This window comes from Bacillus sp. 1NLA3E (assembly GCF_000242895.2).
Taxonomy (GTDB): Bacteria; Bacillota; Bacilli; order Bacillales; family Cytobacillaceae; genus Bacillus_BU.
This window is the reverse complement of record NC_021171.1, coordinates 1,383,915-1,401,288: the sequence shown is the minus strand read 5'-3', so window position 1 is coordinate 1,401,288 and position 17,374 is coordinate 1,383,915. Positions and strand designations below refer to the sequence as shown.

Here is a 17,374-nt window from a genome sequence, read left to right as displayed (position 1 = left end):
CTTATTGCTCCTGATTGGGCTGTTCGGGATTGTTCTCATTTTGGATAAAAGACTTCTTTAGCTTTTCTAATGCCATTTGGGCAGCGTGTTGCTCTGCCTCCTTTTTGGATCTTCCTGTTCCAGTCCCTAATTCATCTCCACTTAAAGAGACACGAGAAACAAATTCACGATTATGTGCAGGTCCTTTTTCATGGAGCACCTTGTACTCAATCATACCTGTACCGTCTCTTTGGACCAATTCTTGAAGCTGACTCTTATAATCCATCACATGAGAAAAAGCACCAGCATTGATTTTTGGGAATACAATTTTTTCTAAGAATTCAATGACTACGTCAATTCCTTTATCCAAATATAAAGCACCGATAAATGCCTCAAAAACATCAGCTAGTAATGCCGGTCTTGCCCTACCACCTGTTAATTCTTCACCTTTGCCTAGTAAAACTAGCTGACCGAAAAATAATTCGTTAGCAAAGAAAACGAGAGAGGGTTCACAAACAACAGCTGCTCGTAATTTTGTCAACTCTCCTTCGCTCATCAACGGGTATTTCTTGTAAAGGAATTGAGAAACAGTCAATTCTAGGACAGCGTCCCCCAAAAATTCAAGCCTTTCATTATCTTCATAAGGCTTTTTGCGATGCTCATTCACATAGGATGAATGAGTGAATGCTTGTTTTAATAAATTACTATCTTGGAATTCAAAACCCAGTCGGCTTTGAAATTCTTTAAATTGCATCTCTTTTGCGCGGTTTAATTTGATTTCTCGTTCATTTCCATTCTTGCGCATCCTGGTCTCCACCTTGATCATATATTTACATCTATACTAGTTTATTAAAAATGGGCTCTTTACGCAAAGAAACTTGGAGTGCATTTAGAGCAACCCAAGTTTATTGATGACAAAATCATTGTAATAAAGCTCCGTTATAGAAACGGAGCTTTTGTAGGGAACTAACGATTACAAAGTGCTTTTTATGTAATTCACAGCGTCACCTACTGTGGCAATTTTCTCAGCATCATCGTCAGAAATTTCCATATCAAATTCATCTTCTAATTCCATTACTAATTCAACAACATCTAATGAATCAGCACCAAGATCTTCTTTGAAAGAAGCTTCAAATTTAACTTGAGACTCTTCAACACCTAAACGATCAACGATGATTTTCGTTACACGTTCTAATACATCTGCCATGCTTGTTCACCTCCCCTCAAGACATTATAGAGTATTTTCTTCTAATAATAAATGCTTCAACAGAACTTTCTTTAAAAAAGGCTGTTTTCGTAATCTTTGTTGCTATTTACTAAAAGAAAAGAGTGGTTGATTTCCGCTCCAGGATGCTCGCTTTCCGCGGGGCGGGCGGTGAGCCTCCTCGGCGCTTAAGCGCCTGTGGGGTCTCACCTGTCCCGCAGCTCCCGCAGGAGTCTCGCACCTTCCGCTCCAATCAACTTTCTTCTAATAGGTTTTCTTTCCACAAAACCTACTAAAAAAACAACAATTTTTTAGAAAAGAGCCTTAAAAAAACAACTACATGAACATTCCACCATCAACATGGAGTGTTTGTCCAGTCATATAACGGCCACCCTCAGAAGCAAGGAAAGCCACCACATTAGCAATATCCCTTGGCTCACCAAACTGTGCAAGCGGTATTTCCTTTAACATCGCTTCTTTTACTTCATCTGTTAGTTTATCCGTCATGTCTGTAGTTATAAACCCAGGTGCGACTGCATTTACAGTAATTCCACGTGAAGAAAGCTCTTTAGCTGTTGTTTTTGTTAAGCCAATTACTCCTGCTTTAGCAGCAACATAATTTGCTTGACCAGGATTTCCAATAACCCCAACGATTGAAGCAATGTTAATAATTCGACCGCTACGCTGCTTCATCATTTGACGAGTTACTGCTCTTGTACAAAGGAAAACTCCTTTTAAATTTGTATTAATGACCGCATCCCACTCATCATCCTTCATTCTCATGAGGAGATTATCTCTTGTGATTCCTGCATTATTGACAAGAATATCAAGAGAACCGAAGCGTTCAATCGTTGCTTTAACCATGTTCGTAACAGATTCATTTATTGCAACATCACATTGAATAGCAAACGACTCTCTACCAAGTGCTTGGATTTCAGCAACTACCTCAAGAGCTTTTGCCTCACTACCTGAATAGTTTACAGCTACATTTGCACCCTGTCTTGCTAATTCTAAAGCAATTTCACGACCGATTCCTCTAGAAGCTCCCGTAACAAGTGCTGCTTTCCCTTGTAAATTCATTCTGTTTCCTCCTTCAATGCTTCAACTGTTGCCAGTAAGCTTTCTTGATCGGAAATAGAAAAGGTTTTGACCGAACGGTTTATTTTCTTAACTAACCCGGACAACACTTTCCCTGGACCAATTTCGATAAAGGTATCTACTCCAAGTTCAATCATTTTATTAACTGAATCTTCCCAAAGGACAGGAGAATACAATTGTTCAATTAATTTTTGTTTAATTTCTTCCGAATCCGTCATCCCATCTGCGGAAACATTAGCAATAACCGGGATACCAGCATCGTTAATGGTCATTTTGTCCAAAACATCTGCAAGCTTTTGGGCAGCTGGTTTCATCAATGAAGAATGGAAAGGACCGCTAACGTCTAATGGAAGTACACGTTTTGCACCTGCTTCTTTTGCTTTTATAGAAGCTAGTTCAACACCTTTTCGAGATCCTGAAATGACGATTTGTCCAGGACAATTCAAATTAGCAAGCTGAACTGGGTTCCCCTCATTGGTTACTTCTTCTGTTACAGCAGTTAGACTATTTCGATCCATTCCAAGGACAGCAGCCATTGTTCCTTCTCCGCTTGGAACTGCTTCTTCCATAAACTCTCCACGTTTCCGAACGGCATACACACCTTCTTCAAACGAAAAGGCTCCAGCAGCTACAAGAGCTGTATATTCCCCCAAGCTGTGGCCGGCTACAAAATCAGGTGTAATATGATATTGCTTCAAACTCTCAAGGATAGCAATGCTTGTTGTCATTAATGAAGGTTGGGCATTTGTGGTTAAGGTTAACTCTTCCTGTGGTCCTTCAAAAATCAGCTTAGATAATGGTGTATGTAAGGTTTGATCCGCTTTTTCAAAAATAGTTTTTGATTCTACATAAGAGTCCGAAATTGATTTTCCCATACCAACCGTTTGTGATCCTTGGCCGGGAAACAAAAATGCCATTTTACCCATTTATTCGAAATCCCCTTTATTTTTATTTTTCAGGTAGTAGTTGTTAGGTTTGCAATTGAAGTTTTGATTAATCCTGACACGTCTTTTTGGACCATTTCTCTTGTTTGACGAATAGCATTGTAAATTGCATTAGCATCAGAAGATCCATGGGCTTTAATAACTGGCGACTTCAATCCAAATAGACCTGCACCGCCGTATTCAGAGTAATCCATTTTATTTTTAAGTTCTAATAAGTTTGGTTTTAAAACAGCCGCTGCTAGTTTCGTTTTCAAGCTGCTCATGAGGGCTGATTTCAACATTTTAAAAACAGAAAGAGCGGTGCCCTCAAGTGTTTTTAAAACCATATTCCCCGTAAACCCGTCGGTAACCACCACATCTGCGACCCCTTCTAACAGGTCTCGTGCTTCCACGTTCCCAATAAAATTGATGTCAGCGTTTTTAAGGAGATCAAATGCCTTTTTTGTTAGTTCGTTTCCTTTTTTCTCCTCTGACCCGATGTTTAGTAACCCAACACGCGGTTGCGCAATCCCTCTTACTTTTTCAGAGTAGATGGAACCCATTATCCCATACTGCACTAAATGCTCAGGTTTGGCATCGGCATTGGCGCCAACATCTAAAAGCAAAAATCCTTCTCCGCCAAGTGTTGGAAGCGTCGGAGATAATGCAGGTCGATCAATCCCCTCAATTCTTCCAACTACAAATAGCCCCGCTGCCACAAGTGCTCCTGTATTCCCAGCGGAAATGCAGGCATCTGCTAAGCCATCTGCTACTTGTTGTGCGGTTAGAACCATTGATGCATTCTTTTTCCGGCGCACTGCTCTAACTGGTTCATCAGTTCCTAAAATAACTTCCTCAGTATGAATGATTTCTATTCGTTCACTGTTAGTTAAATAGGTTTTTATTTTATTTTCATCACCGACAAGGGTGATTTGTACATCTTGGAACTGTGCTACTGCCTTCATCGCTCCGAGCACAATCTCTTTAGGGGCATTGTCTCCCCCCATTGCATCTATTGCAATTTTCATATTTGTTTCATCCCTTAATTATTTTTGGCTCTGGTAAACTAGAATGTTGATTTCGGTTCCAGGCACTCGCTTTCCACGGGGCGGGCGGTGAGCCTCCTCGGCGCTAAAGCGCCTGTGGGGTCTCACCTGTCCCGCTGCTCCCGCAGGAGTCTTCGTGCCTTCCACTCCAATCAACATTGTACAAAAAAATCAACATTGAGCTTTAACACAGCCTATTTTTTAGAACGGAACATTTCAAAATCGCCTTTGAATACAAGCTCATTATTCACAAAACTTGTTACTTCTACAAACGTTCTCCCGGTCTCTAAGTCTATTTTTTCGACTTTTGCCTTGGCAATGATTCGTTCATTTTCTTTTACAGAACGTGTAAAAAGTATATTTGCTTTGGCAGTCAATGCTAGTTCATCATTAATGACCGCGACCGCAAGCGAATTTGCTTGCGCGAATAAATGATGGCCTCTGGCAATTTGATTTCTTTTAAAAACATGTTCACTTCGCACATCAAAAATAGAGATGGCGCTTTTGTCCAATTCTATATCAATAATTTCCCCAAAAACTTCGTCAATCGGCAAAGAGCGAACTTCATCATCAAACCGTTTTTCAGCAACATGTTTAATTCGTTCACGTAGCTCAGGAATAGATAATTCCAGGCGATCTAAACGAATGGTTTGAACACTAACAGAAAATTTTTCAGCAAGCTCTTCATCAGTAATAAAAGGGGTTTCTTTAATGGTCATTGTTAATAAGCGCTGACGCTCTTTTTTATTCCTTCTCATTTCATCACACCGTTCACATCTTATGACTAGGTACTAATAGTAGTATATAAGTTAGATGTGTATATTGCAAGTGGAAAATCGAAATCCAATCTTGCCTAGTAAGCTATCCTTGTGGTGCTAGATACATAAAACTAATCTAGTTTTTCTCCAGCCATTGCACCTGATTCCTCCAAGTAACCCCTGAGGGCAGCGTACTCAGGCGAAGACCAAAAAGCGTTTGATTGAATTAGAACGGCTGCATCACTCCTTGCCGTTTCGAGCGCTTTAAAATCAAGAACCATATCGGCCAACTTAAATTCTGGCATTCCACTTTGCTTTCTACCGAAGAAATCACCAGGTCCTCTTAGCTCAAGATCCTTTTGACTTACAATAAATCCATCATTCGTCTCCGTCATAATTTTCATGCGCTCTTTCCCAACCTCTGTTTTGGGATCGGCCAATAGAATACAAAAAGATTGTTCTGTACCCCGGCCTACCCTACCCCGAAGCTGATGAAGCTGGGCAAGACCAAACCGTTCAGCATCATATATGAGCATAAAAGTCGCATTAGGGACGTTCACGCCCACTTCAACAACGGTTGTTGAAACAAGAACTTGAATTTCATTTCTACTAAACTCTTTCATGACGGATTCCTTTTCGTCTGATCCGAGGCGGCCGTGCATAAGGCCAACTTTAACACGGTTTTGAAAAAAATGAGTTAAGGCACTGTGAACGTCAATTGCATTTTGAAAATCCATTTTCTCTGATTCTTCAATAAGCGGACAAATACAATAAGCCTGTCTTCCTTTTACCAACTCTTTTTCCATTAACCGCAAAACTCTATCAAGCATGTCATGTTTTGCCCAATACGTTTCAATCGCTTTTCGTCCTGCCGGCATTTCATCAATTACAGAAACATCCATCTCACCAAAAACCGTTATAGCAAGGGTTCTGGGGATTGGGGTTGCCGTCATAAACAATACATCCGGATTGCCACCTTTTTCACGAAGAATTCGGCGTTGCTCGACACCGAAGCGATGTTGTTCATCCGTAATGACGAACCCTAGTTTTTGAAATTGGACTTCTTCTTGAATTAAGGCATGAGTTCCAATTAGGACATGGATTTCTCCCATAGATAATTGCTGTAAAATTTCCCGACGCCGCTTCCCTTTAACTGAACTCGTCAACAGTTCACATTTGACCCCAACTGGTTCAAGTAATATTTTAAGTGACTCCACGTGTTGCTCTGCAAGTATTTCAGTAGGAACCATTAACGCACCCTGAAACCCCGCAATAAAACTGGCGTATAACCCAATTGCTGCCACCACGGTTTTCCCCGAGCCAACATCACCCTGGAGAAGACGATTCATTCGATATGGCGATTTCAAATCAGCCAAAATTTCATCCACCACACGATTTTGGGCATTGGTCAACGGAAAAGGGAGTCCTTCAATAAATTGCTGGACTATATGTTCGTCAAATTGTAGAGCGACTCCAGCTGATTGCTCACGCTCATATTTACGTAGAGCCTGCATTTTTAATTGAAACAGCAGGAATTCTTCGTAAACAAAACGTCGTCTTGCTTGTTTAACATCATTCTGAGATAAAGGAAAATGGAGAGCTCTTAAAGCATCCCTGCGCTTTAACAACTTGTATCTGTTCATGATTGACTCAGGTAGTGTTTCTTGAAGAGAATGAGCATATTGCGCAAAGGCAACCTTAATAAATTTCCTCATACCCTTTACTGTCAATCTTCCTTTTACAGCGTAAACTGGTTCTATCTCCTGTCCTTGTGAAAATGAACCGGTCTTCATTTCGTTAGCGGTAATGGTTTGACGGTGCTGGTCCCATTTACCGGTAACCGTAATGATTTGATTTAAACTTATTTTATTTTTTAAAAATGGTTGATTAAAAAAAATAACCTGAACCAAATAACGATCGACCAAAAGCCGAACCGTCAACCGCGATTTCTTGCGACCATAATAAACAAGAGAAGGCTCACTATGAACCTTCCCTTCCACCGTTACTCTTTCATCATGTAAAACATCTGCTAAATCGCGTAAACGGTGGTCTTCAAAACGATACGGAAAGTGTTCAAGCAAATCTTGCACAGTATATATATTCATTCCTGCCAACATTTCTGCAGTTTCTTCCCCAATACCTTTAATTACGGACACCGGTTCTTTAAGATTTAGATTCACGTCTTTTTAACGGTTTGCCGAAAATCTTCGCTTCTAGCTCTCGACCTGTCGGCGTAGCCGCTAACCCTCCTTGTCCTGTTTCTCTTAGTGTTGTCGGCATTGTTTGCCCGATTCTAAACATGGCTTCTATCACTTCATCACATGGGATTCGACTGGTAATACCAGCTAAAGCCATATCGGCAGCAACCATGGCATTTGCGGCACCCATCGCATTTCTTTTCACGCAAGGTACCTCGACTAATCCTGCAACAGGATCACATACTAAGCCTAACATATTTTTAAGGGTAATGGCCATTGCTTCAGCACTTTGTTCAGGAGTTCCGCCAGCCATTTCAACAACTGCCGCTGCCGCCATTCCTGATGCCGATCCTACTTCGGCTTGACACCCGCCGGCTGCACCGGAAATCGAGGCATTGTTTGCCACTACAAAGCCAAAAGCTCCTGCAGTAAACAGAAATTTAACCATTTGTTCCCGAGTTGGATTTAATTTGCTTTTTACTGCAAACAAGGTGCCTGGAACAACTCCAGCGCTCCCAGCAGTAGGTGTGGCGCAAATGGTTCCCATAGCCGCATTTACCTCATTTGTCGCTACCGCTTTACAAACCGCATCCAATATCGTTTCACCCGACAAGAACTGTCCTTTTTCAATATATTTTTTCAAAAGAACAGCATCTCCTCCAGTTAATCCAGAATGGGAACGAACCCCGTTGATGCCTCGTTCAACTGCTTGTTCCATTACCGTTAAATTTTGATCCATTAGGGCTAAGATTTCTTGCTTCGTCCGACCAGTAACATGGATTTCCTGCTCAATCATGATATCGGCGATTTGTTTATTCTGTTCTTTTGCCTGCTTAACCAATTCAGCTACGTTGCGAAACACGATAATGTCCTCCCTGCTAAGAATTGATGATTGTTTTTTTTGAAAGCGCTACCATAACCAAACACTTCTAATCCACAATTTTGGCAACTTTGATTACGTTTTCAAGCTTTTCTATTTCTTCCAAAATTTCCTTATCAATATTTTGGTCTACCTCAATTGTCATTAAAGCCTGCTGCCCCACATCTTTACGCGAAACCTCCATGTGGCCAATATTAATTTCGTATTTAGCTAGAGTATTGGAAACACTCGCAATAGTACCATATCGATCATTGTGTACAACCAAAATGGCCGGATGATTACCAGATAGCTTTAGCTCAAATCCATTTAACTCGATGATTTCTATTTTTCCTCCACCAATTGAAATTCCAACTAGTTCAAGTTCTCCTTCATCATCACCGATTCTAACCTTCGCAGTATTTGGATGATTAGGTATGGCTTCCTCTTCAAAAAAATGTAGTTCTATTCCCGATTTTTCAGCGATATTAATGGCTTCGATAATTCGTTCGTCAAAAGTATCAAAGTCCAAAATTCCACCAACGATGGCCACGTCGGTACCGTGACCTCTGTATGTTTTGGCGAAGGATCCATAAAAATGTATATTAGCCCATTGAGGTTCTCTCCCAAACAAGCTTCTTGCAACCCGACCAATCCGGGCTGCTCCTGCAGTATGTGAACTTGAAGGACCAATCATAATTGGACCAATGATGTCAAACACACTTTTGTATTTCACGTACTTGCACCCTTCCATGTCTATTATGTTATTGTATGTGAGTGACTGAATTTCGTTTTTTAAAATAGTCCAATAAAAATTGAAATAGAAGGGGGATCCCCTTCTATTTCAATTATAAATCACTATTTGATTTATTCAATCGCAAAGATAAATGCATATAATGGTTGTTGTCCATTATGTACTTCTATTTCCACATCTGGATATTTTGTTTCAATAAATTCACTTAGTGCAGCGACATCGCTTTCCGTTGCATCTTCACCCCTAAAAATCGTAAGGATTTCCGCATCTTCATCGACCATTTCAACAAGTAAATCTTCTGCTGCTTTTACTCTATCTTTATTTTTCACAACAATTTTCCCATCGGAAATTCCCATAAAATCATTTTTTTCAATTGAAAGACCATCAATGCTTGTATCACGAACAGCAAAGGTAATCTGACCTGTTTTCACGTGGTTAAGAGCATCTGTCATGGCTTCTTTATTAACCTCTGAAGAAGAACTTGGATTAAAGGCTAGCAATGCAGACATTCCTTGAGGAACTGTCTTTGAAGGGATGACAATCACTTCTTCATCAGTAACCTCTGCAGCCTGCTGAGCGGCCATAATGATATTTTTATTATTCGGTAAAATGATCACTTTTTTTGCGTTTACTTCTTTTATAGCTTTAACAATATCCTCTGTGCTCGGATTCATTGTTTGTCCACCCTCAATAACAGCATGGGCACCAATACTGCGGAACAAATCTGCAATACCTTTTCCCATCGAAACTGTAACAATTCCGTATTCCGCTATTTCTGGTTTTTTAATTGGAGCATGGACTTCCTGATGAGGTTCAGAGTGCCCAACAATATTAGAATGCTGCTCCCGCATGTTTTCAATTTTCATGTTGACCAAGCTACCGTAACGCTGTGCATATGATAACACTTCACCGGGATATTCAGCGTGTACATGAACTTTGACAAGCATTTCATCAGCAATTACAAGTAAGGAGTCCCCGTGAGTGCTCAAATCCTGACGGAACGTTTCTTCAGAAAATGATTGTTTTTGGTTGTCAAGCTTCACCATAAATTCTGTACAATACCCAAACTCAATATCTTCTGTATGAATATGGCTTTGGACACTTTTATGATGCTCTGCGCTTACTAGTTCTACCATACTAATTTGGGCTGAAGGTGAATCTGGAAGCGACTCTCCTTTTAATTCTGCTAGGAATCCTTCATAAACAAAAACAAGTCCTTGTCCGCCACTATCTACGACTCCAACCTCTTTTAACACAGGGAGGAGATCAGGCGTGCGATTTAAGGATGCTTGTGCTTCTTTCAGGACTTCTTCCATAATAACAATAATGTCATCTTGTTTTTTTGCTATCTGGACAGCTTTTTTAGCAGAATCCTTTGCAACGGTTAAAATGGTTCCTTCAACAGGCTTCATCACAGCTTTATAAGCAGTTTCTACTCCCGCTTCAAGTGCAGCAGCAAATTCCTTTCCCGTAATTTCAAGTTTAGTCTCGATTGACTTCGAAAAACCACGGAATAATTGTGATAAAATAACCCCAGAATTTCCTCGCGCACCCATTAGTAATCCCTTTGAAAGGGCAGTTCCTACTTTCCCGATATGTTCTTGTGTGTTATTTCTTACTTCCTTAGCTCCGGAAGTCATAGACAAGTTCATGTTTGTACCAGTGTCTCCATCTGGAACTGGGAAAACGTTCAACGCATCGACATATTTAGAATTGGCAGCCAATTGATTAGAACCTTGTATAATCATTTCTGCGAAACGTTTTCCATCAAGTAAATTTATTGACACAAAACTTTCCTCCTCACTACGGGTTCGTTACACGAACACCCTGTACATAAATATTAACCGAGTCAACTGAAAGCCCCACGGTTTTATCCAATGTGTATTTAACTTTTGATTGTACGTTGTGAGCAACTTCGGAAATTTTAGTACCGTAACTAACGATAATATACATATCGATATGTACTTCTTCTTTTTCCTGGCGAACGATAACGCCGCGCGTAAAATTTTCTTTACGCAAAATTTCAGTCAAACCGTCTTTTAATTGCTGTTTTGAAGACATACCAACGATACCATAGCAGTCAATTGCTGCACCACCAGCGATCGTTGCAACAACATCATTAGAAATATCAATTTGCCCGTACTTTGTTTTCAGTTCAATAGACATCAATCGTTCCCCCTTTGGAAATTGCTCCTTAACTAAAGTCATTTTACTATAAGCAGTACAATTTTTAAAGTTATACTTCCACAGTCTTATTATGAACAATGTTTCATCTACTATGTCAAGGAGTTTTTCTTGAAAGCTTCTTCTAGAAGTATTGCATTCCAAGAAGTTGTATGTTAAATTATTAAAGTATCTTTTTATGTCTGAAGAACATGCGCTGCTTGTTTTTCTAATGGTCTGACTAAGGTCTGGCGATTCTAAATAAAAGCATGAAAAATAGTTTCAAGCTTCGGTAGTTAGGAGGGAAAGAAACATGCCACGTAAATGTGTTGTAACTGGTAAAAAAACCACTACAGGTAATGCACGATCCCACGCGATGAACGCAACAAAACGTAGCTGGGGTGCTAACCTTCAAAAGGTACGCATTCTTGTTGACGGAAAGCCTAAACGTGTATGGGTTTCAGCAAGAGCGTTAAAGTCTGGTAAAGTAGAACGCGTATAATGGAGCTTTGAAGGCACCCTATGGGTGTCTTTTTATTTTCCGATTAATCTTATTTTCAATCAAATATATAAATACAATTTAAATAAGGCTCTTTTCTAAAAAGATTCAGATTGTCGAGAAAGGTTATTTTCTCGGCAGTTTTTCATTTTGTTTGAACATCAAACACCGATTTTAATATGAGATTGACTATGCTAACAGGCCTGTTGCTTTTCCGCTCCAATTAACATGGGGCAAATCACCCTAAAGAATTGCACTCACCTTATCCAACCTGGATAAATTTGTTGCAATTTTTTTATGTTTTGTCAGGCTGCAGTAAGGAGAGCATGTTTACTTACATTCTTCAATCCCCGGAACCGGCAGTAACGAATCCCGTGTAGATTTTTTGAGTCTGCGAAGCTTTGCTCAATTTTTTCTTTTTTAAAGGCAGGTTTCACAAAGAAAGTTGTTTTTCGAACAAATTTTAAATTTTTACCTAGGAACCTCGGATTTATGCATGACCTTCCTTGGAATCACCAAAGCTGTCCGAACACGCCACTCATTCGGACGACGCTTCGGATTTTGGGCATCATAGCGACTCTTTGATTCCCGTTTTTCCGCGACTCTTTGATTTTGGGCACCATTGCGGCTCTTTGATTCCCATTTTTCCTGACGCTTCGTATTTTGGGCACCATTGCGGCTCTTTGATTCCCATTTTTCCTGACGCTTCGTATTTTGGGCATCATTGCCGCTCTTTGATTCCCATTTTTCCGTGACTCTTAGATTTTGGGAATCATTGATAGTAGAGTGATGTAGAACTGGATCCTTGAATATTAAACCTAAAAACCAGCGGTAGGCGACGTTTGTTCTTATTTCTCTTTCTAATTGACGTTCAGATCGAATGCCAAAAAGATAACCAATAAACATCATTTTTAAAAAAATAAGGGGATCAGTAGGGCGTCCGTTATCATCGCTATAATAAGGACGGACCTTTTCAAGAAGAAACGAAAAATCGATATATTTGTCAATAAAGCGAAGATGGTGTTCGTCTGAAACTATTTCATCAATAGACACAAATACATATTCACTTTGGCCAGACTCTTTTGGCTAAACATTGATTTCACCACTTATTTTTATTATTTATTGGTTAAGTGGAAGGTCTGTAATGGAACCGCCCAGTTGATTGGAGTGGAAGACGCGAAGACTCCTGCGGGAGCAGCGGGACAGGTGAGACCCCGCAGGCGCTTTAGCGCCGAGGAGGCTCACCGCCCGCCCCGCGGAAAGCGAAGCGTCTGGAACGGAAATCAACAGACCTATTGAACAGCCTGGCTCTTTTCTAAAAAGATTGTTGTTTTTATACAGGTTTTGTGGGAAGGAAACCTATTAAAAGAAAGGGGGGATTGGAGCATCCAGGAGCCAGTTGACTTTAACGCAGCCTAAAAATAAAGAAGCACCCATATCGGGTGCAGTGAGTTTAATCTATAGTTGTCTGTCTAGGATTTTCAAAAGACATTATCCTTTTTTAAAGGCCCCTAACATTACACGGACAAGCCCGCCAATAAACTTCGGCAGTTTAATCGTATAAAATCTCATATTATTGTCCCTCCTCACCATCTAAAACAATCCATCTCGGTTTCCCATTAGTCCTTAACATCATATTCAATATAAAAAGATGAGTACTTTATCAAGGGTGATATTTTAATCACAACTTCTTATCACCAATAATATGCCTTTTGTAAACGAAAAAGTACCACTATCCTTATTAAGTTCATTACTAATACATAATGTAGAACCTAAAGGAATATGTCGATTTGTTAATGGATATTTGAAACCGATAAGTGACAGATTTTCTACATTCGTTATCGGGATAAACGAGATATATTTTTTTTTCGGCATTCGGTGGATGGGATGAATCCCTTCCTGCTTCAAAAACAATTGGTTTTTTTGATCAACAATCATCACTACCGTCTGAGATGCTTGAATGATTGGTTTAAGCAAAAGTTGAACGTTAGCAAGGAAATGATCTAATCTCCCACCTGTTCCACCAAAAATTCGAATTTCACTTGCACCTTGTTCTATTCCCCAATTCAAAGCTAGTTCCATATCAGGTTCATCTTTTTCTGGGAGGAATTTTTTCAAACCCTTTACTTTCCGCTCTATTTCTCGCCATTCATCCTCCGAAACAGAGTCAAAATCACCAAAACCTAGAGCAGGGATAATTCCCTTTTCTAACAAGATGGAAACTCCTCTATCAACACCGACCCAAACGCAGTTTTCTTGATCATACTGACGCAAATCGGGAAGGAGTTCGGCAGGCCCACCACCAACAATATTGACTATCATGCTTCTCACCTGAAAAATTATTATTTTTTAGTGTCAAAAGAGTCAGCATTTTGCTGACTCTTTGATTATCGATTATCCTCTTAAGGCAGCGATTGCTTTTCCTCTATCTGATTTGTTATAGACAGCAGAGCCTGCCACAAGCACAGTTGCTCCAGCCTGAATGCAAAGCTTGGCCGTTTCTTCATTAACGCCGCCATCCACTTCAATTTCAAGATGGTGATTTTTTGCTTCTGCCATTTCTTTCAAGTGGGTAACCTTTTCAAGGACAGATGGTATAAATGCTTGACCACCAAAACCAGGATTTACAGTCATGAATAAGACCATATCAACATCCTCTATAATATGTTGAATCATTTCAACAGGTGTTGCTGGATTTAAGACCACTCCTGCTTTCACACCAAGTGATTTAATGTAAGAAATGGTTCGGTGAAGATGCTTACAAGCCTCAACATGGACTGTTAAGTAATCTGCACCTGCTTTTGCAAATGCTTCGATATATTGATCAGGATTTTCAATCATTAAATGGACGTCCAATGGTAGCTTTGTAACAGGACGAATAGCCTCAACTATTAGAGGTCCTATCGTAATATTCGGAACGAAATGCCCGTCCATGACATCAACATGGATAAGATCAGCTCCCCCCATTTCTACATCCTTAATCTCTTCTCCCAATTTTGAAAAATCAGCTGATAATATTGAAGGTGCTATTTTTACCATATTAATACCTCGGCTTTCTCTCTTTTATCTCTTGCAAGAAATCTTTATAGTGATTAAATCGGTATTCCGGGATTTGTTCTTGTAAAACGGCAGCTTTAACTGCACATTTTGGTTCAGACAAGTGAAAGCATCCTCTATATTTGCACTTCTCTCCTTCCAAAGCAATTTCCGGAAAACATTGCGATAACTGTTCCGCTTCGATATCCGTAAATTCCAAGGAACTAAATCCTGGTGTATCTGCCACGAGACCATTTCCAACTTTAATGAGTTCGACATGTCTGGTGGTATGTTTTCCTCTGCCAAGATGTGTTGAAATCTCATTAGTTAATATATCTAAATCAGGTCGTAACACATTTAGCAAAGATGATTTTCCCACGCCTGATTGTCCAGCGAAAACTGATATTCCACCTTCTAAAAATGGCGTGAGTTCTTTTATCCCGAGCTCTGTTTCGGATGAGGTTAAAATAACCGTATAACCTGCTTTTTGGTAATCTGAAGCATATTGAGCGATGCTTGACTTTTGAGCCACGTCCGTCAAGTCCATTTTTGTAATACAAATGATTGGAGTGATATGATTAAATTCAATCAGAACAAGAAAGCGGTCTAGTAAGGTTGTACTAAATTCAGGTTCAACGGCAGAAAAAACGAGAATAGCCTGATCAACATTTGAAATAGGAGGTCGAACGAGCTCATTTTTTCGCTCCTTAACCTCTAAAATATAACCTTCTCGATCATTTTCCGCTTGGTAAACAACATAGTCCCCAACAAGGGGATTCACCTTGTTTTTCCGAAAAACACCCCTGCCCCGACATTGAACGATTCCTTCTTCACCTAAAACATAATAAAAGCCGCTCAGCGCTTTAATAATTTTGCCCTCTGGCATAGCAACACTCCTTTAATCAGTTGGATATTCAATTTTTTCATCAATGATTACGCTTTTGTCACGGATGACTCTAATTGCGCCAACTCCCCCATATGCAATTCTAAGTTGATATGGTTTAGTAACTGTTTGGGAAATAATCATTGTTTCAAATGGCTCAGTCATACTATTATCGACATCTTCAATATATACTTGTACATTATTTGCCTGTCCTGGGGTGGAAGGCTGATACGGAATGGAAATTGTCTTAGTCACCGTTTTGGGTGGGATTTCTTCCTTACCTTTTGAAATGACTACCGAAACTTTATCGCCTTTAGTAAGTTCGGTGCCAGCAGCAGGGATTTGGGAAATTATCAGACCTTTGCCAATCGTATCATTGTATTCTTCTTTTGTCATATCAATTGTCAACCCAACCGAATCAGCATAATCCTGCGCACTTTTAGTATTGTACTCAGTTAAGTCTTTGAGCTTAATTTTTTCGACACCTTTGCTAACAGTAAATTCAAGGACGGTTTCTTCTGGAATGACCTCTTCATCAGCCTCTGGTGACTGTTTTAAAATCGTTCCTGGATCACTCTCATCATAGACTTCTGTTTTCGTGATATCTTTAAAATTTTGCTTTTCTAATAATCGGACTACATCATCGTATTGACGATCAGTGTAGTCTGACAGTTGATACGTTTCTTTTCCCGTGCTTTGATAGACATCAACTTTTAAACCCTCTTTTGCAGTTTTACCAGCTTTGGGGTCCGTTCTAATCACATAGCCATTCTCCACTTCATCACTGCTAATATCGATCGTATCACCAATCTTAAACCCAGCAGTACGCAATTCAGAGAGCGCTTCCTCCAATTTCAGCCCACTAACATCCGGCACCTCGACATCTTTTGGTGCCATCAAATCAGGTAGTATAAATACTGTAAAAAGAGCAATTAATACTAAAGAAACAAATGAAGTCACCAGTATAATCGGCCACTTTTTCCGTTTTTTCTTTTGTTTCCCCTTTTTTGTTTGCTGCTGATCATCGAACGGCTTATCTTTATCATGGACAAGAGTATGATCTAAATTCTGATTAACACGATCATTTGTAATAATTGGAATCGCTTTTGTTGCGTCATTATCTAAAGGGATTACAAATTTAGGTTCGTTGATTCTTTCTAAATCTAAGGAAGATCGTAAATCTTCTTCCATTTCGTCTACACTATTATAGCGATGAAATGGATCCTTGGCCGTCGCTTTTAACACGATATTTTCCACGCTTTGCGGAATGAGCGGATTCCATCTTCTTACCGATGGTGTCTCAGATTGTAAATGCTTCAATGCAATCGATACTGCAGATTCACCTGAGAACGGGAGTCTTCCAGTTAATAGTTCAAACATGACAATTCCTAGTGAATAAATATCTGACTTTTTATTCGCCATCCCTCCCCTAGCCTGCTCAGGTGATAAATAATGAACAGATCCAAGGACAGAATTTGTCTGTGTGATACTTGTTGCGCTAAGGGCCATCGCAATACCGAAGTCGGTAATTTTAACATTCCCCATGTTATCAACTAAAATATTATGTGGTTTAATATCTCGATGAACGATGTTGTTTTGATGAGCATGTGAAATAGCTGAAGTTAATTGTTTCATGATATCAATGGTTTCTTCAACCGCAAGCGGTGAATTTGTTTGTATGTATTGTTTTAATGTTTGACCTTCGACGTATTCCATGACAATGTAATATAAATCTTTTTCTTCTCCGACATCATAAATACTCACAATATTTGGATGAACTAAACTAGTGGCTGATTGTGCCTCCCGATGAAAGCGACGAATAAACTCTTCGTCATTAGCAAAATCAAGGCGAAGCATTTTGACTGCAACATCTCGATCAAGAATCATATCATGTGCTAAATACACGTTTGCCATCCCGCCGCCGCCAACCATATCAATGATTTTATAGCGACCACTTACACGTTTCCCAATCATCAT

17 protein-coding genes and 1 pseudogene are annotated in these 17,374 nt (G+C 39.8%); 1 reads left to right on the top strand and 17 read right to left on the bottom strand.

What is annotated here, in order from left to right:
- Nucleotide 1: 1 nt before the first annotated feature.
- From rnc to B1NLA3E_RS06795, 11 genes are all read right to left on the bottom strand, one after another.
- Nucleotides 2-784 carry a ribonuclease III gene (gene rnc / locus B1NLA3E_RS06845; RefSeq protein WP_015593109.1) on the bottom strand — a complete coding sequence of 261 codons (783 nt, stop codon included), beginning with the start codon at nt 782-784 and terminating at the stop codon, nt 2-4.
- 168 nt (nt 785-952) lie between these two features.
- A complete protein-coding gene (gene acpP, locus B1NLA3E_RS06840; RefSeq protein WP_015593108.1) occupies nt 953-1,186 on the bottom strand; it encodes an acyl carrier protein in 234 nt (77 codons plus the stop codon).
- 333 nt (nt 1,187-1,519) lie between these two features.
- Nucleotides 1,520-2,263, bottom strand: a complete 744-nt coding sequence (gene fabG, locus B1NLA3E_RS06835; RefSeq protein ID WP_015593107.1) for a 3-oxoacyl-[acyl-carrier-protein] reductase — start codon at nt 2,261-2,263, stop codon at nt 1,520-1,522.
- The gene (fabD, locus tag B1NLA3E_RS06830; RefSeq protein ID WP_015593106.1) at nt 2,260-3,207 is read right to left on the bottom strand and encodes an ACP S-malonyltransferase; all 948 of its coding nucleotides are present in this window, start codon (nt 3,205-3,207) and stop codon (nt 2,260-2,262) included. Before fabD ends, fabG begins: the two co-directional genes overlap by 4 nt.
- 29 nt (nt 3,208-3,236) lie before the next feature.
- Entirely contained in the window at nt 3,237-4,232 is a 996-nt protein-coding gene (gene plsX / locus B1NLA3E_RS06825) for a phosphate acyltransferase PlsX (protein WP_015593105.1), read from the bottom strand.
- 212 nt (nt 4,233-4,444) lie between these two features.
- The gene (gene fapR / locus B1NLA3E_RS06820; RefSeq protein ID WP_041580363.1) at nt 4,445-5,008 is read right to left on the bottom strand and encodes a transcription factor FapR; all 564 of its coding nucleotides are present in this window, start codon (nt 5,006-5,008) and stop codon (nt 4,445-4,447) included.
- A 131-nt stretch (nt 5,009-5,139) separates the two neighbouring features.
- On the bottom strand, nt 5,140-7,188 hold the full coding sequence (gene recG / locus B1NLA3E_RS06815) for an ATP-dependent DNA helicase RecG (protein WP_015593103.1): 2,049 nt from the start codon (nt 7,186-7,188) through the stop codon (nt 5,140-5,142).
- Nucleotides 7,172-8,068 carry an L-serine ammonia-lyase, iron-sulfur-dependent, subunit alpha gene (gene sdaAA / locus B1NLA3E_RS06810; protein ID WP_015593102.1) on the bottom strand — a complete coding sequence of 299 codons (897 nt, stop codon included), beginning with the start codon at nt 8,066-8,068 and terminating at the stop codon, nt 7,172-7,174. The genes recG and sdaAA overlap by 17 nt, the downstream gene beginning before the upstream one ends.
- 67 nt (nt 8,069-8,135) lie before the next feature.
- Nucleotides 8,136-8,798, bottom strand: a complete 663-nt coding sequence (gene sdaAB / locus B1NLA3E_RS06805) for an L-serine ammonia-lyase, iron-sulfur-dependent subunit beta (RefSeq protein WP_015593101.1) — start codon at nt 8,796-8,798, stop codon at nt 8,136-8,138.
- Nucleotides 8,799-8,929: 131 nt separating this feature from the next.
- Entirely contained in the window at nt 8,930-10,603 is a 1,674-nt protein-coding gene (locus tag B1NLA3E_RS06800) for a DAK2 domain-containing protein (RefSeq protein WP_015593100.1), read from the bottom strand.
- 16 nt (nt 10,604-10,619) lie between these two features.
- Nucleotides 10,620-10,982, bottom strand: coding sequence for an Asp23/Gls24 family envelope stress response protein (locus tag B1NLA3E_RS06795; protein WP_015593099.1), 363 nt, complete (start codon nt 10,980-10,982; stop codon nt 10,620-10,622).
- A gap of 310 nt (nt 10,983-11,292) precedes the next feature.
- Here B1NLA3E_RS06795 and rpmB point away from each other — a divergent pair, with 310 nt between their 5' ends.
- A complete protein-coding gene (rpmB, locus tag B1NLA3E_RS06790) occupies nt 11,293-11,481 on the top strand; it encodes a 50S ribosomal protein L28 (RefSeq protein WP_015593098.1) in 189 nt (62 codons plus the stop codon).
- A gap of 753 nt (nt 11,482-12,234) precedes the next feature.
- On the opposite strand, the pseudogene B1NLA3E_RS25565 reads toward rpmB, so the two are convergent.
- The 6 genes and pseudogenes from B1NLA3E_RS25565 to pknB all read right to left on the bottom strand — a co-directional run.
- A pseudogene (locus B1NLA3E_RS25565) lies at nt 12,235-12,531 on the bottom strand (transposase); the annotation flags it as partial.
- 438 nt (nt 12,532-12,969) lie between these two features.
- Entirely contained in the window at nt 12,970-13,050 is an 81-nt protein-coding gene (spoVM, locus tag B1NLA3E_RS06780; RefSeq protein ID WP_041580362.1) for a stage V sporulation protein SpoVM, read from the bottom strand.
- Between the two features lie 105 nt (nt 13,051-13,155).
- Nucleotides 13,156-13,800: a thiamine diphosphokinase gene (locus tag B1NLA3E_RS06775; RefSeq protein WP_015593096.1), complete on the bottom strand. Its 645-nt coding sequence runs from the start codon at nt 13,798-13,800 to the stop codon at nt 13,156-13,158.
- Between the two features lie 72 nt (nt 13,801-13,872).
- Nucleotides 13,873-14,517: a ribulose-phosphate 3-epimerase gene (gene rpe / locus B1NLA3E_RS06770; RefSeq protein ID WP_015593095.1), complete on the bottom strand. Its 645-nt coding sequence runs from the start codon at nt 14,515-14,517 to the stop codon at nt 13,873-13,875.
- 1 nt (nt 14,518) lies between these two features.
- Nucleotides 14,519-15,400, bottom strand: a complete 882-nt coding sequence (gene rsgA / locus B1NLA3E_RS06765; protein WP_015593094.1) for a ribosome small subunit-dependent GTPase A — start codon at nt 15,398-15,400, stop codon at nt 14,519-14,521.
- A 12-nt stretch (nt 15,401-15,412) separates the two neighbouring features.
- Entirely contained in the window at nt 15,413-17,374 is a 1,962-nt protein-coding gene (pknB, locus tag B1NLA3E_RS06760; protein ID WP_015593093.1) for a Stk1 family PASTA domain-containing Ser/Thr kinase, read from the bottom strand.